At 40.3% G+C, this 14,034-nt stretch carries 13 protein-coding genes; 3 read left to right on the top strand and 10 right to left on the bottom strand.

Features of this window, described 5'->3' with window-relative positions; genetic code table 11:
- Positions 1–32 precede the first annotated feature (32 nt).
- A complete protein-coding gene (locus A5868_RS14600; protein ID WP_139843623.1) occupies positions 33–596 on the top strand; it encodes a TetR/AcrR family transcriptional regulator in 564 nt (187 codons plus the stop codon).
- Between the two features lie 100 nt (positions 597–696).
- Here the strand turns inward: A5868_RS14600 and A5868_RS14595 are convergent, their stop codons facing one another.
- Entirely contained in the window at positions 697–1,545 is an 849-nt protein-coding gene (locus tag A5868_RS14595; protein ID WP_086305371.1) for an SDR family oxidoreductase, read from the bottom strand.
- Positions 1,546–1,661: 116 nt separating this feature from the next.
- Here A5868_RS14595 and A5868_RS14590 point away from each other — a divergent pair, with 116 nt between their 5' ends.
- Positions 1,662–2,129, top strand: coding sequence for an Rrf2 family transcriptional regulator (locus A5868_RS14590; protein ID WP_086305370.1), 468 nt, complete (start codon positions 1,662–1,664; stop codon positions 2,127–2,129).
- 278 nt (positions 2,130–2,407) lie between these two features.
- Here A5868_RS14590 and A5868_RS14585 read toward each other — a convergent pair whose 3' ends face one another.
- The 6 genes from A5868_RS14585 to A5868_RS14560 form a co-directional block, all read right to left on the bottom strand.
- Positions 2,408–3,649 (bottom strand): dihydrolipoamide acetyltransferase family protein, encoded by a 1,242-nt coding sequence (locus A5868_RS14585; RefSeq protein WP_086305369.1) that lies wholly within the window; start codon positions 3,647–3,649, stop codon positions 2,408–2,410.
- Positions 3,650–3,665: 16 nt separating this feature from the next.
- A complete protein-coding gene (locus tag A5868_RS14580) occupies positions 3,666–4,697 on the bottom strand; it encodes an alpha-ketoacid dehydrogenase subunit beta (RefSeq protein WP_010778720.1) in 1,032 nt (343 codons plus the stop codon).
- 22 nt (positions 4,698–4,719) lie between these two features.
- On the bottom strand, positions 4,720–5,691 hold the full coding sequence (locus tag A5868_RS14575) for a thiamine pyrophosphate-dependent dehydrogenase E1 component subunit alpha (protein WP_010778721.1): 972 nt from the start codon (positions 5,689–5,691) through the stop codon (positions 4,720–4,722).
- 18 nt (positions 5,692–5,709) lie between these two features.
- Entirely contained in the window at positions 5,710–7,059 is a 1,350-nt protein-coding gene (gene lpdA, locus A5868_RS14570) for a dihydrolipoyl dehydrogenase (RefSeq protein ID WP_086305368.1), read from the bottom strand.
- A gap of 417 nt (positions 7,060–7,476) precedes the next feature.
- Entirely contained in the window at positions 7,477–9,237 is a 1,761-nt protein-coding gene (locus tag A5868_RS14565; RefSeq protein WP_086305367.1) for a sigma-54-dependent Fis family transcriptional regulator, read from the bottom strand.
- Positions 9,238–9,552: 315 nt separating this feature from the next.
- The gene (locus A5868_RS14560; RefSeq protein WP_049944366.1) at positions 9,553–10,215 is read right to left on the bottom strand and encodes a helix-turn-helix domain-containing protein; all 663 of its coding nucleotides are present in this window, start codon (positions 10,213–10,215) and stop codon (positions 9,553–9,555) included.
- A 404-nt stretch (positions 10,216–10,619) separates the two neighbouring features.
- Between A5868_RS14560 and A5868_RS14555 the strand changes: the two genes are divergently transcribed.
- Positions 10,620–12,176, top strand: coding sequence for a helix-turn-helix domain-containing protein (locus A5868_RS14555; protein ID WP_086305366.1), 1,557 nt, complete (start codon positions 10,620–10,622; stop codon positions 12,174–12,176).
- 193 nt (positions 12,177–12,369) lie between these two features.
- Here A5868_RS14555 and A5868_RS14550 read toward each other — a convergent pair whose 3' ends face one another.
- From A5868_RS14550 to A5868_RS14540, 3 genes are all read right to left on the bottom strand, one after another.
- Positions 12,370–12,654, bottom strand: a complete 285-nt coding sequence (locus tag A5868_RS14550) for a Txe/YoeB family addiction module toxin (RefSeq protein WP_086305365.1) — start codon at positions 12,652–12,654, stop codon at positions 12,370–12,372.
- Positions 12,655–12,903 (bottom strand): type II toxin-antitoxin system Phd/YefM family antitoxin, encoded by a 249-nt coding sequence (locus A5868_RS14545; protein WP_086305364.1) that lies wholly within the window; start codon positions 12,901–12,903, stop codon positions 12,655–12,657.
- Between the two features lie 285 nt (positions 12,904–13,188).
- Entirely contained in the window at positions 13,189–13,863 is a 675-nt protein-coding gene (locus A5868_RS14540) for a winged helix-turn-helix domain-containing protein (RefSeq protein ID WP_254908353.1), read from the bottom strand.
- Positions 13,864–14,034: the final 171 nt, after the last annotated feature.

Below are 14,034 nucleotides of genomic sequence, written 5' to 3'. Positions count from 1 at the left end.
GAATTGTCCACTATTGGACAAAGGAGGAGTCATTGTTCATAAAATGGAGGATGAATCGGGTGGATCGCAGAACGATAAAAACACGAACAGCGATAAAGGGTGCGTTTTTAGCTATTCTGAAAGAGAAAAGCATCAATAAAATTACGATATCAGAATTATCGGAAAAGGCGAACATCGGACGCGGCACTTTTTATCTGCATTATCATGATCTTTACGACCTGTACGAGAGCATTGAACAAGACCTCTACGCCGAACTCGTGGAAATCTTCGATGAGTTCTCTCCCTACATATTGTCAGAAAACTTAGTGGCATTGACAAATGAAATAACAGCTTACATTGATAAAAAAAGAGAATTGTTTCTATTATTAATGGGCGTCAATGGAAATGTGTTGCATAAAATCAAGGAGATTTTTAACGAGAAGGTTTTACAAGATGAATGCTACGCAGAAATTTCAGCGTATGAACAGCTAGAAGCGCTCTTTATCGTATCGGGGACTATTGGTATTTTAGAAGAATGGTTGCAGTCAGGTTTAGATATGCCAGTGGCGCAGCTCTCTAGCACATTGCACGAATTGTTGATGAAATTCAATTCATGATAAAAGAACAAAAATAGCCGCTCACTTCAAAGTGAACGACTATTTTTTTGTTTTTTAACGAAAGGATCTAAGAGTGGTTTCTCCTACAACCGTTCGTTTTTTACACGTTCAATAATTCTTTTATCGCCGCTACTCGATCCGTCAAAGGCTTGCCTAATACGTCTTCGAAATCATTAGACACCACGTCTAATTGGCTGGCTTCGATGTCTTTTTGAATGGCGACGAACACTTCAGCGACAGATTCAGGAAATCCGGCTTCTACGAGGTTGTCAACGAACCCTTCCTCATCCGCCGCGACCACGTCAAAGGATTGTCCACTGGCTTCTTTTAGCGCTTCGGCTAATTCAGCATACGTAATCGGTGCGTGAGACAATTCCAGAATCTCAGGAAAGTCGTTTCCTACCAGCACATTCACTGCGGCCTCCGCATATTCACGCTTCAGCGCCCAGCCCGTTTTGCCATTTGCAGCCATGTAGACAAATTTCCCTGACTTCAACGCGCCTTCGATCAACGGCAATTCATTTTCTAAATACCAATTGTTTCTGACAAACGTATGTTGAATGCCTGAATTTTTAAGTGCCTTTTCTGTAAAGAGATGGTCTGGAGACAAGAAACTCGTTGAATGATCCGCGTCAGGAAAACTAGTGTAGACGATAAATGAAACCCCCGCCTGTTTTACTGCGTTGACTACATTTTCATGCTCCTCTTGCCTGTTCCCAGGTTCTCCTGAAACAAACAATACCCGATCAATTCCTTGCAAGGCATCATTCATTGATTGTTCGTTGGCATAATCCCCGATACGAACGTTGTAGCCCGCGTCCCGCAACGCTTTTCCTTTTTCCTCGCTGCGTACTAGAGCATAAATATTCTCTTTCGCAACTGCCTGACTTAAGTAATCCAACGCATAACCACCGAAACCGCCTGTTGCTCCTGTTACTAAATAATTCATCGTCATCTACTCCTCAAAAGTTAAATTTTTCTAGCTGTATAAATACAATTTACACCTTTATCATAAAAGGTGTGGTACTATTAGTCAAGAAATACAGTCAAAGGAGCTGGAAAAAAATGAAATACTCGATCCAGATGAGTGATACCATCCATATTCTTGCGTACATCGAGATTTTTAAAGATACAAACTTTCTTTCTAGTGAAATGATCGCAAAAAGTGTAGAGACCAACGCTGCGAACGTAAGAAAAATTATGAGTAGCTTAAAAAAAGCGGGGCTGATCCATACGCAAGTTGGAAAACCCAACCCGACACTCGCCAAAGAGCCTAGCAGCATAACCTTTCTTGAAATCTATCGGAGCATTGAAGGAAATACAAATTTGATCCAAGTAGACGAAAAAACAAATCCCAACTGTGTCGTCGGTGCCAATATCCAAACGGCACTTTCGAAAGAATACGACCTCTTACAAAAAAAAGTCGAGGAGCAAATGGACCAAATCTCATTAGATACCGTCATTCATGATATTTCCGCGCTGGAGATGGCAAAACGGCCTGAGAACAAGGCGATTGTTGAGAGGTATTTGTAGGGTGAAGAAAAAACGTATTATTTAAGCAGAGCAAGTATGCGGCCTTCATTTGCATATCGGAATTTTGACAAATATGACTTAACAACTGAATGCCTTTCCTTGGATAAATTCTATTTGTTTGACAACGACAAAAAGTAATCCGTCAATTCCTTTACTTGGAAGACGAATTACCTTTTGTTTACTAATGATTCCATGGTCCGCATCCTTGAAGACAGATGGGATGCTTTCTTTCTTGTATCGTACTTTATTTAATAGTGATTTCTATGTTGTCACCCAATTTATAATACAAGGCTGTAGGGATGTTCCAAATAATAGATGATTTTGCTTAGAAACTCTGCTGCAGGCGAACCATCAATGATTTGATGATCAAAAGTTAGGCTTAACGGAAGTTTCTTCTGTTCGATTATTTTCCCTTCTTCCGATAATGCCAACTCTTTTATTAATGTACCTACACCCAATATTCCCACTTCCGGCTGATTCAATATTGGTGTAAAGTACTCTACACCACTTTTTCCTAAGTTGCTGATCGTAAATGTTGAACCACTGTAATGACTTCCATCAAGTGATCCTGCCCGAACATCATGAATACGACTATTCATGGTTTTTCCTAAATCTGTCAACGTCCTATAATCTGCATTTTCAATAACTGGAACAACCAGCCCTTCAGGTAAAGCAACCGCGATCCCTAAGTGTATCTCAGAAACTTCCTTATAGATTTCTCCATCATACCAAGCATTCATTTTTGGCGATTCTTTTAAAGCTAAAACAACAGCTCTCGCCAATAAAGTTGTGATACTTGTTTGTCCATCAACAAGGGGTATATCTGCTTTCATTTTCAACTCAGTGATAAAATCAAGCAAATGTGTAATATCCGCTTTTTGTTGAATCGTTACTTGAGCAGTTGTGTGAAGACTTGTCATCATTCGCTGCGCAATTGTTTTACGCATACCAGACAATCCCTTTGCTACTTCTGTCTGTGGTTGCGTCGTGGACATTGTTGGTGTTTCTAGAACAGGTACGTACATTTCGACATCTCTTCGAGTAATCCGTCCGTTTCCTCCAGTCCCATTGATTTGCGTATAGTCAACCCCTTTTTCTTTAGCAATTTTTCTTGCTAATGGCGTGATAAAGAAACGAGCGCCTTCTTTCTTTACAGCATCTGTCTGGAGGGATGTATCTTTTTGGCGTTCTTTTTCCGCCGACGATTGTTCATTTATTTGGTCGTTTTTTCCTTCTTTGTCTTGAGTATCCAATTTTTCTTCTGTATCAGTCACATCTTCTCCTTCAGCTCCGATTAATCCGATCGGCGCCTGACAAGGCGCATCTTCACCAGCCTGTACAAGTATCTGAATCAGTTTGCCTGATTCTGTTGCTTCCACATCATGCGTCAGCTTTTCAGAACTGATCGTACAGACAACTTCTCCCTTAGTGATAGCATCTCCTTCATTTTTTAGCCACGTATCAACTGTTCCTTCAGTCATCGTTAACCCTAATTTAGGCATAATAATTTCTGCTGCCATTGAATAAGCACCTCCCTTATTTTTTCAAGTCATCAATAATTTCTGCTGCAGAGTTTAAAACCTTCTCGGCATTTGGTAAATATAATTTTTCTAAATTCGCTGCAAAAGGAACCGGCGTATTCGGCGCACAAATACATTTAACTGGTCCATCGAGATAATCAAAAGCTTTGTCTGCTACAACAGAAGAAATATCAGTCGCCGTATTGTTATGGGGACTCGCTTCATCAATAACAATTAAACGCCCGGTTTTTTTCACAGAAGTTAAGACTGTTTCTTGATCCCACGGTGCAACTGTAATTAGATCAATCACTTCTGTTTCGATTCCTTGTTTTTCTAATTTATCCGCCACTTCCAATGCTACATAGAGCATTTTTCCAATTGTGACGATGGTTAGGTCTTTTCCTTCTCTTTTTACTTTTGCTTTGCCAATCTCAACTTTAAAATAGTCTTCTGGAACCTCCCCTTTTAAACCATACAAGGTTTTATCTTCCGAAAAAATAACAATGTTGTCATCTTCTATAGCCGATAATAGTAACCCTTTGGCATCGTATGGATTTGAAGGGACCACAACTTTTACGCCTGGGATTGATCCCAGCATTCCATAATAAGACCCAGAGTGTTGCGCAGCCGCACTGGCACCAGCACCATGACAGGTTCTCACAGTCATTGGGATTTTCGCCTTCCCACCAAACATGTAACGCATTTTTGATCCTTGCGCTAAAATTGTATCCAAACAAAAGCCGATAAAATCATTAAACATCAGCTCTGGAACGGGGCGTAAACCAGTTGCTGCAGCTCCGACCGCAGCTCCCATATAGCCCATTTCCGAAATGGGTGTGTCGATGACTCTTTCTCGTCCAAATTTAGGCATCAGTCCTTTAGTTACACCAAACACGCCACCCCAAGCATCTTCGTTTTTATCTTCTAAATGCTTAACTTCAGCTCCTCCTGCGATATCTTCACCAAGTAAAATAACCCGATCGTCTTTTTCCATCGCTTGTTCTAAGCCTTCATTGATAGCCTTCATAAAAGTTACTCGTCTTGTCATGATTCTTTCTCCTCCTTTTTATTTATGCGTATACGTCTTCAAACAGCGCTTCCGGTCTCGGAACTGAACTTTCCTGAGCAAAAGTGATTGCTGCTTGGATGTCTTCAGTTGAAGCTTTAGCGATTTCATTGACTTCCTTTTCAGTCAATACCTTTTGTTTTAAGGCATAGTCTTTAAAAGCAGTAATGCAATCCACGTCAGCAATCTTTTTCTCTTTCCCTGCATCATTTTTATACTTTTGTTCGTCCCCTTCAAAGTGTCCGTAATTTCTATATGTGACACACTCTAACAATGTCGGTCCTTTTCCAGAACGCGCCCGCTCGATGGCTCTCCCTGCTGCTTCATAAACTGCGATTAAATCTTTCCCATCTACCGTTTCCCCTGGTATGCCATATGCCGCAGCACGTTCTCCAATCGTTTTAGAACCAGATGAGTACCACTGTGGAGTCGCCTCCGCGAAAGAATTGTTTTCATTTACAAATACAACGGGTAGATTCCAAATTGCCGCCATATTTATTCCTTCATGGAACGTTCCTTCATTCGCTGCCCCGTCCCCAAAGAAACAAATCGCAACATCTTTCGTTTTTAAGTATTTGTTCCGTAACCCGGCTCCAACTGCGATAGGGAATCCTCCGCCAACCATGCCATTCGCCCCCAACATTCCTTTATCAATGTCAGCGATATGCATAGAACCGCCCTTACCTTTACATAACCCAGTTTCTTTTCCATAAATTTCTGCCATCATGCCATTAAGATCGCACCCTTTGGCAATACAGTGTCCATGACCTCTGTGGGTACTCGTAATGTAATCATCATCTGTCAAATGTGCGCATACACCAGTTGCGATAGCCTCTTCCCCTGCGTATAGATGAACGAATCCTGGAATTTCACCTGTTGTAAAAATGCGATGAACCTCATCTTCAAAATTTCGAATATCGTACATTGTTTTTAAAATCCATTGTGCTTTTTCTGTTGATACGTTTTCTTTTGCCATGCTTAATTCCTCCTTTTTTTATCCATGAATTGCTTTTCCAAGCAAACCGTTGGCTGTTTCTCCAATTACTTCTGACAAAGTTGGGTGTGCAAATACCATATTTGCTATCTCTTCTACCGTTCCTTCTGACACCTTAACTGCTAACAATGTGTGAATCATCTCAGTGGCATGACTTCCAACTAACACAACTCCAAGTATCTGATGATATTTTTTATCACTAATGATTTTCACAAATCCTTCTGTTTCTCCTGCGGCGATCCCCTTTCCGTTCCCCGAGAATAGAACTTTTTTTACATCGACTTCATATAATTCCCTTGCTTCTTCTTCGCTCAACCCAAAACTTGCTACTTCTGGATCGGTGTACAAACAGCGTGGAATGTTTGACATGTCTACTGGTGATGATGGGTCGCCACAAATTGCATCAATTGCTTTTAAGCCTTCAGCACTTGCTGCATGAGCCAATTGATATCCGCCAATCAAGTCACCCACAGCATACACATGAGGCACACTTGTTTGATAATACGTATCTACTTGTACAAAACGTTTCGCCGGATCTAATTGAACACCAAGTTTCTCCGCCAAAGCCAAGTTGGGCTTTCTTCCTGCAGCAATCAACAAGCGATCATAAGTTATTTTTACATCGGATAATTCTATTTCATTCTCCTTAATTCGTTTGATTTTAGCTTGAGTAACTATGTCTATACCTAAGCTTTTTAGCTTCTTCTTAATCACGCTTCTTGCGTCATTTTCTTCGGTCAGCAATATATCTGATGCAACTTCTATTAATGCCACTTCCACTCCTAAAGGTCTAATAGCAAAAGCCAATTCAACGGCGATCACTCCTCCACCAATAATAGCCAGCTTTTTTGGTAACTCTTTCATAGAGAAAAAAGTGTCCGTTGTTAAGTACTCACAAGTATCTAATCCATCAATTGGCGGTATAAATGGCTGTCCGCCTGTGGCCAGTAAAATATCTTTCCCAGTAACCGTTTGGCCATCTACTTTGACAGTTGACCCGCCTATCTCTGTTACTTCTCCTTCGAGGTACGTAACTTGGTTAGCTTGAAAGAGGTGCTTAATGCCACCTTGTAATGTATGAACTACCTGATCCTTTCTCTGAACCATTTTTTTAAAATCAACACTGCCAGTTTTTTTTACAAATCCATAATGACTTGCTTCTTCAGCAGCCAGAAGCCAATGTGCGTGTTGCAAATAACTTTTTGATGGAATGCATCCCACATTCAAACAGGTACCTCCCACCGCTTTTTTTTCAATCACAATAACTTTTTTCCCTCTTTGTGCCGCTCGGATTGCTGCAACATATCCACCTGGACCTGCTCCGATCACAATGAGATCATAAATAGTCATAAAAGATCTCCCTCCCTTAATTTCCGTTTCATCCTAATTAACGCAAAAACTATGCCAACTTTTTTATTTTGTGAATATTTTTTCAATTGATCAGCCCTTAAATCAATTTTCTTAAGTCGAAGAGAGCCATTTTGATTTATTTATATACACTTCCTCAACTATCAATGCCTCTGTTTTCAAATGAAAGCGTTCACAATTTTGACGATAGCACGATGACTACCCGCTTTCGATTCTCTTTTTCTCTTTCTTAATGACTCACTTATGAGACGGTTTGTCTCAAAGTGTATCAATCTATATTCACAATAAAAAAGACAAGCTAAACGATGGAGCCCGTTTGGCTTGTCTTCTCTTATCTATTTATGAGGTACATTTACTTCCTATCCCTTTCTAAATCTGACAAGAATCAAAAGGTACCGATTATTTTTCTATATTGTATTGCTTCATTTTTCGATACAACGTTGCTCGGGAAATCCCCAAATTTTTAGCTGTATTTGTGGCATGATAATTTGTTTGCTCCAAAGCTAATTGTATTTCACGTTTTTCTTCAGGCACTTCTTCTGCTAGATTAGTGACGTTCAACAGACTCCCGGAAAGGATTAATTCATTTAGTTGATCAAGTGTAGGTTCTTGGTCAAAATAAAACACATAAAGACGTTGTAAAAAGTTATTAAACTCCCGTATATTTCCAGGCCAGGAAAAGGTGCGTGCTGCTGTTTCAATTTTTTGTTGCCAAGTGATAGACCAGTTATTCTCTTGACAAAATTTTTCAATTAAAGGAACGATGTCTTCAAGCCGCTCGCGTAACGGTGGCAAAGAAAGTTGGCCCACATAAATTCGATAGAACAGATCCTCACGAAATTCATGCTGAGATACTTGTTGCTGTAGTTTTTTATTACTTGCAGTAATTAAACGGAAAGAGACCTGTTTAGCAACGCCGCTGATCGGTGTTACTTGATGGTCTTCTAAAACTCTCAACAACGCTGTTTGCATTTTAGCGGGCATGCTGTCAATCTCATCTAGAAATAAACTACCACCATCTGCCTGCTCAATTTTTCCCTGGTATCCTTGAGCATTAGCCCCAGTGAATGCTCCCGGTGCGTACCCAAAAAGTTCACTTTCCAACAGATTTTCACTAACTGCCCCACAGTTAACGGAAATCAGCGGTCCATCTTGAACGTCACTATTATAATGAATCATTCGAGCAACCACTTCTTTTCCACTGCCTGACTCGCCATAAATATGAATCGGCAGGCTACTTTCAGCTAAAAGCAATGCTTTTTTTAAAAAGGCATTGTAGCGTGCACTTCTACTAAGAACCCCTTCAGAATAATAAGGCTTCGTTGCCGTAGACGAATAAATCATGTATCGATAACCAATCACACGTTGATCCATTAAGATAGGATTTTCGTTATACAGTAGCGCACTTGTTAAGTATGCACGGATATCTTTACCTACCTCAAACAGTTGCTGATGTGCAGGCGGTGCATACATGATTCGATGTTGCGTGTTACATAAGATTTCTTGCTCAGAGTAGTTGGTCACGTAATGCAGTAATTCTCTTTCTCCTTCTAAATAATCACGCATTAGATAATTAGATACTTTTTGGGCAATAGCAGTAAGCAGAAGAAGATATTCCTTCGCTGATTCATTCTTATAGGTCGAAATATCTAAGATACCTACCAATTTATCTTCTCCGTCGAAAATAGGCGCCGCCGCGCAACTCCAGTCACGAGAAGCAATGGAGTAATGTTCTTCTAAAGAAATCGATTCAGTTGATTTTGATTCAAGTGCCAGACCGATGGCATTTGTTCCAACATCTATTTCTGTCCAACGGCTTCCCTCTCTGAAAAACATCAAATTAGCAAAATCTTTTGCCTCATGGTTCCCATCTCGCCAAAGAATCCGCCCTTTTTCATCCGTTAATATAAATAGTGGCTTTTTTAATTGTAGTTTTTTCTTCACTTTTCTAATTTCTCGTTCTACATGACGAATCATGTCTTGATTCTTCCGCTGTTGACCTTTTAATTCCTGCAAAGATAATATTTTTTGAGGTTTATAAACATAAGGATCAATTCCTTGTTGATAGCACGTTCCCCAAGATGTCGCTATTTTTTTCGGTAATTCATCAAGAACCGCTTTTTCTCCGTTTATAAAACGCTTCCAAATACTTGCTCGCATTCTGTCCTCTCCTTTCTAGTTTCCAAAGTAAAGAGTTTTTAAATAAGTAAGAACCCACTTTATAATTTGCTATTTTGTCTATATTCTTCTTCTATTTTAACACTATCTAGATAAATCTCCCAATTTGACCACGTACGTGCATTATTTTAGGAGTTATCTTATTCGAACCCCATCTCGTGGTTTGCTTCCATAAAAGAAGGACTAGACTATGATATCAGGCAATAATTCCACTCAACTAAATAGAGCGTCGGCACTCCTCTCGTGACAACGCTCTATTTGTCTCTCTGAAATCAGAAGGGCTTCTTCCCTTCGTTTTTAATACTGGATGTCTCTATAAATAGCATAAAAATCTTTTGTCAGGTGATAGCCTTTTCGCCAGACAGTCTCTACCGTATTTGGTGGAAACCCTTTTTGAATGAGCTTTCTTCGGATGGAATTTACTAACACTGAAAGGTGGGCAAGCTTTGAATTCGTTGGGTGCGTGTCCCAAATATGCCAGCACAGATCTTCTCGCGACACAAAGGTAGCGTCGGATTTGTACAAGTATTTAAAAAGACTCGTCTCAGTTTTGGTGAAATCCATCAATAGATGATCCAATGAGTCGATGATGAATTTCTGCTGCTGCTCGGTGGACGCACCGCCTTTACTGATCACTTCCCGCAGTAAATTCGAAGGGATGTCTTCACTGAGCCATGTATCCATCTCTAAATACGCCAGTTCTTCCTCTTCTTCTGGATGGACCTCGTCTAAATACTTTCTAAACACGGTTTTCTTTTTTTCCTTCAATTTAGGAACGATCCCCTCTAACTCTTTGTTCGTGATCGTTTCACTCAGAATGATGACCTGATAAAATTCAGGCCCCCACGTATAGTCGTTTCGCAGGATCATCTCAAAAATCGAGGTAGAACAGAGGACCTCAAAATTTAGTTTCTGCAATTTTTCCTGCATTGCCAACTCGTTCATAATATTTTTTGTCACGATTACCACTCTAATTTTAACGCACCCCGTCCTCTTAGCATTTATCAACTATTTGTTATCGTAATACTATAGTGACAATTTTCACTAGTTATTGTTTATTTTTCCCAGTCCTTCTTTTTTGAAACAGAAAAACTGTACCCTGTAGTCGATGAATAGGAATACCCCACCGTTTTCCAAACGCATTCACTTCTCGTTAAACCTTTAAAAACAGCCTTCCATATGATTATTCTGACTCTCTATTTTTGGGGGTCTCCTTATTAATAGTAACAAGAATGGGATAAAGGAGATGCTCATTTGTTGTAAAAATTCCGTGGAAATTGAGCGCGTGTCAATTATTTTTGCTATTGCTATTTTTTCATGGTATGTTTTTTATATAGAGAAAATCTTTTCGAGGGGGAAGGACAATGGACGTATTAGTTGATAAAGCAGATCGGAAAAAAGTGCGTCTTTTAAGAACCGTGTTCGAAGCGGAGCGGCAAACGTGTCCCTTGGATTCTTTGGCTGCCTCTTTAGGTGTCAGTAACCAAACCGTGCTGAAGCTCGTGGAGGCGATAAAGGAAGACATCGTCCTTTTTGACTTCGCTGAGTTGGTCGTCTTTGATTATTCGTCGACAAACCTCCTTTTCACCTTGCAGTTTTCTGAATCGGTCAATTTGCAGATGTTTTTAAATGCCTATATTCGCAAATCCATCAAATTCCGGCTACTCGAAGCGCTGTTTCATCACTCCTTTGACACCCTGCAGCAGCTAGCAGACTTTCTTGATATTCCTTACATTCAAGTCCGAAGAAAAATCCAAGAGATCAATTCCTTTTTGGACCGAACCTCCCTGGGTATTTCCGCCAAAGGAAAGGTGTCTCTTCACGGAAATGAGATCGATATTCGTTTTTTCTACACCGTTTTATTTGTCACAGGTTACGGCGCAGAGAAGTGGCCTTTTCGAGCGTATCGTTTTTTAGACATGTCTGAAGCGTTAGACGCTTGTCCAAAGGAAGTCTATGCGCTCCCCTCCTTGGATAAATTCTTTTTAGTTCACTACTTCTTAGGCGTACACCTGTTTCGTGAACGTCAAGGGCGGCTCGTTAAAAATGAAGAGGTTCGCATCTCCTTGTATACCCCTTACTCCGCCGCCAACCGTCTGTCCTTCAGCCGCTTGTCAAAGGAAATGAAACGTTTTTTACCTCGTCATTCAGACGAACATTTAAAGCGTTTCTCCCAACTGTTGTGCAGCGCACTCGTCGCGATGGGCGGGTATCATTCGATCAAAACAGCGCCTGATTTTTTAATGCGCGACAGTCAGATCAAAGAAATGGGTGTCCCTGGTCTCGCCTCCCACCTGCTAGACAGGCTTGACCATCACCTGTACAACCCGCTGTCCTCCGAGGAACGGAGCACGATCCATTACGCGCTTTTGTGCCTCCATTATCGGATTTTCTTTGTGGGAACGATCGTGACCCATCTAAAAGATATTTTTACCGATTATTTGAACGTGGACAAAGACCGACGAAAGCGTCATAAAATAAAACAAATCAAGCGAATCATCGCCCTTGAGATGCAGACCGCGGAATTCAAGTCATTTGAGAACTATAAAGAGTATTTAGCGACCGAATATTGTTTGATTTACGATCGCCATATTCACTTGGAAAAATACACGGCCCCGATCAACATTTCCTTTTTGACGGCCCTGTCGAAGCAGACGATCCAAGAAGAAGTCCTGCATTATTTCTCGACCTATTACAATCTGCATGTGGTCAATACCCTTTCAACGGAGGTTGATTTAATCATTAGCGATATTCCGCTGTCCTCTTCGGTCATCCCCTCGTTACGATTGAACAAACCCATCGTCTACTGCCATATGCAACTGATCGATTCCGATTACGACAAGATCGCTGCCGCCTTATCTGCGATCGCAAAAAAGAAATTCAAGCTTTCCACCGCTTATGAGGAAGATGAAGCAAAATAAAAAACGGAATGATCCCTGCTACTCCTGAGAGTAGTAAGGATCATTCCGCACTTCGTGTAGAATCTCTTGTGTACCGCTTGAAAGACAGTGATTGAAAAAGAAACGCTAAACGTTGAGCTGTTTCTTTAAAAAAATTGCAGTCAAATCAAGCCTCAACGATTCCCCTCCACTTACAGCTTCTGTTCACGTTCATCTATTTGGGTAGATTATTTTCATAATGTGACCACGCTGAATATACTTTTACTACCTTGTTTACCTTATCAATCGTATAGACGACTCGGTGTTTCCCATTGATTCTCATAGAGTATAACAACTTTTTTTTGGGACGCAACTGCTCGAAATTTCTAACTTGCGTGTAGGGATTCTTTTTTAGCGTCTCGATGATTTCATCATAGTCAGATAGCAAATGGATTTTTTCTAACAAAGGTAGATGCTTTTTTTTAACTTCCTTATGAACCAATACCTTCCACTCGCTCAATTATGCTTCCTCAAAATCATCATCAGATTCGCTTTCCATAAGACTCAATACATTATCGAGAGTACCTGTTCTATACAAATATAATTCTTCTTGAATTGCACGCCACTCACGCTTGGAAAGCATCACTACACCATCATTTACCCCGTCTTTATTCGCCAATGTAACTTCAATCTCGCTGTTATCAGTTGCTACACCTTTCAACGTTTCAAACAAGCTTTTTCTTAAATTCGTTGGTGTCATTACTTCCATGACAACCCCTTCTTTCTATGCGTACGCTTTTGCGTACATTATAACGTACAAGAGAAGAATTTACAAGCTGCTATTCTCTTTTTTATATACAGCGAGATAGTAAATTCTTAAAAAATACTGATTACCGATACGTCTACTACTTCAACTCGGTGCACGTTATTTCAAAAAATCGTCATGTGCGTCCACATCTCCGAATACTCGGCTAAAAAAGTCCTTGATCGCCCCTTTGTTGATCAATGAAAAATAAATAGCGCGTTGTCACAAGACGAGTGACAACGCGCTATTTTATGTATCTTTATGGCTCGCACAAAAGGCTTTTGATAGGTGATACCCTTTTCCCCATTCGGTCTCTACCGTATTTGGCGAAAAGCCTTTTTTAAGTAATTTTTTTCGGATCGAATTTACTAAAACGGAAACTTGAGCAAGTCTTGAATCCGTTGGCTGCACACTCCAAATTTGCATGCACAGATCCTCTCGCGTCACAAAAGAGTCCTCAGATTTGTACAATAGTTTGAAAAGGGTTCTCTCTGATTTTGTAAAGTTCGTTAAAATGTAATCCAAGGTCTTTCTGACGGGTTTCTGCTCCTCTTCAGTTGGAGTCGAAGCAACGGCCGACGTACGCTCATTGCTGACCAACTCCCGTAAGTCATTAGCCGCCGTATCTTCACTTAACCACTGATCAATCGCTAAAAAGGCCAATTTTTTCTGTTCCCCTGATGGCAAGTCGTCTAGATACTTTCTAAACACGGGCTTCCCTTTTTCCTTCAATTTCGGAACGATTTCCTCTAACTCTTTGTTTGTGATCGTCTCACTCAAAATGACGACCTGATAAAATTCCGGACTCCAACTATAGTCATCCTTCAAGATCATTTCAAAGATCGACGTAGAGCAAAGGACCTCATAATTTAATTTCTGCAACTTCTGCTGCATCGCCAACTCGTTCATGATATTTTTTGTCACGATTACCACTCTAATTTTAATGCACCCCCGCATGATAAGCTCTATGTATTTTATGTTATTGTAACATTCTAATTTCCAATTTCAATAGTTATTCTTTATTTTTTTATCCGTTAGACATTTTTTAAATAAAAAAACAATCGTTTTAGTTTCTGGTTAGAGACCCAACATCGC

Source organism: Enterococcus sp. 12F9_DIV0723, from assembly GCF_002174375.1.
Taxonomy (GTDB): domain Bacteria; phylum Bacillota; class Bacilli; order Lactobacillales; family Enterococcaceae; genus Enterococcus_A; species Enterococcus_A gilvus.
Note: the sequence above shows the minus strand (reverse complement) of the source record. Positions and strands in the feature narration are given on the sequence as shown.

Bases quoted from the DNA above. Each gene is read 5' to 3' on its own strand.
- A5868_RS14595 (WP_086305371.1), bottom strand. From the start codon at position 1,545: ATGAATTATTTAGTAACAGGAGCAACAGGCGGTTTCGGTGGTTATGCG.
- A5868_RS14590 (WP_086305370.1), top strand. From the start codon at position 1,662: ATGAAATACTCGATCCAGATGAGTGATACCATCCATATTCTTGCGTAC.
- A5868_RS14585 (WP_086305369.1), bottom strand. From the start codon at position 3,649: ATGGCAGCAGAAATTATTATGCCTAAATTAGGGTTAACGATGACTGAA.
- A5868_RS14580 (WP_010778720.1), bottom strand. From the start codon at position 4,697: ATGACAAGACGAGTAACTTTTATGAAGGCTATCAATGAAGGCTTAGAA.
- A5868_RS14575 (WP_010778721.1), bottom strand. From the start codon at position 5,691: ATGGCAAAAGAAAACGTATCAACAGAAAAAGCACAATGGATTTTAAAA.
- lpdA (WP_086305368.1), bottom strand. From the start codon at position 7,059: ATGACTATTTATGATCTCATTGTGATCGGAGCAGGTCCAGGTGGATAT.
- A5868_RS14565 (WP_086305367.1), bottom strand. From the start codon at position 9,237: ATGCGAGCAAGTATTTGGAAGCGTTTTATAAACGGAGAAAAAGCGGTT.
- A5868_RS14555 (WP_086305366.1), top strand. From the start codon at position 10,620: ATGGACGTATTAGTTGATAAAGCAGATCGGAAAAAAGTGCGTCTTTTA.
- A5868_RS14545 (WP_086305364.1), bottom strand. From the start codon at position 12,903: ATGGAAGTAATGACACCAACGAATTTAAGAAAAAGCTTGTTTGAAACG.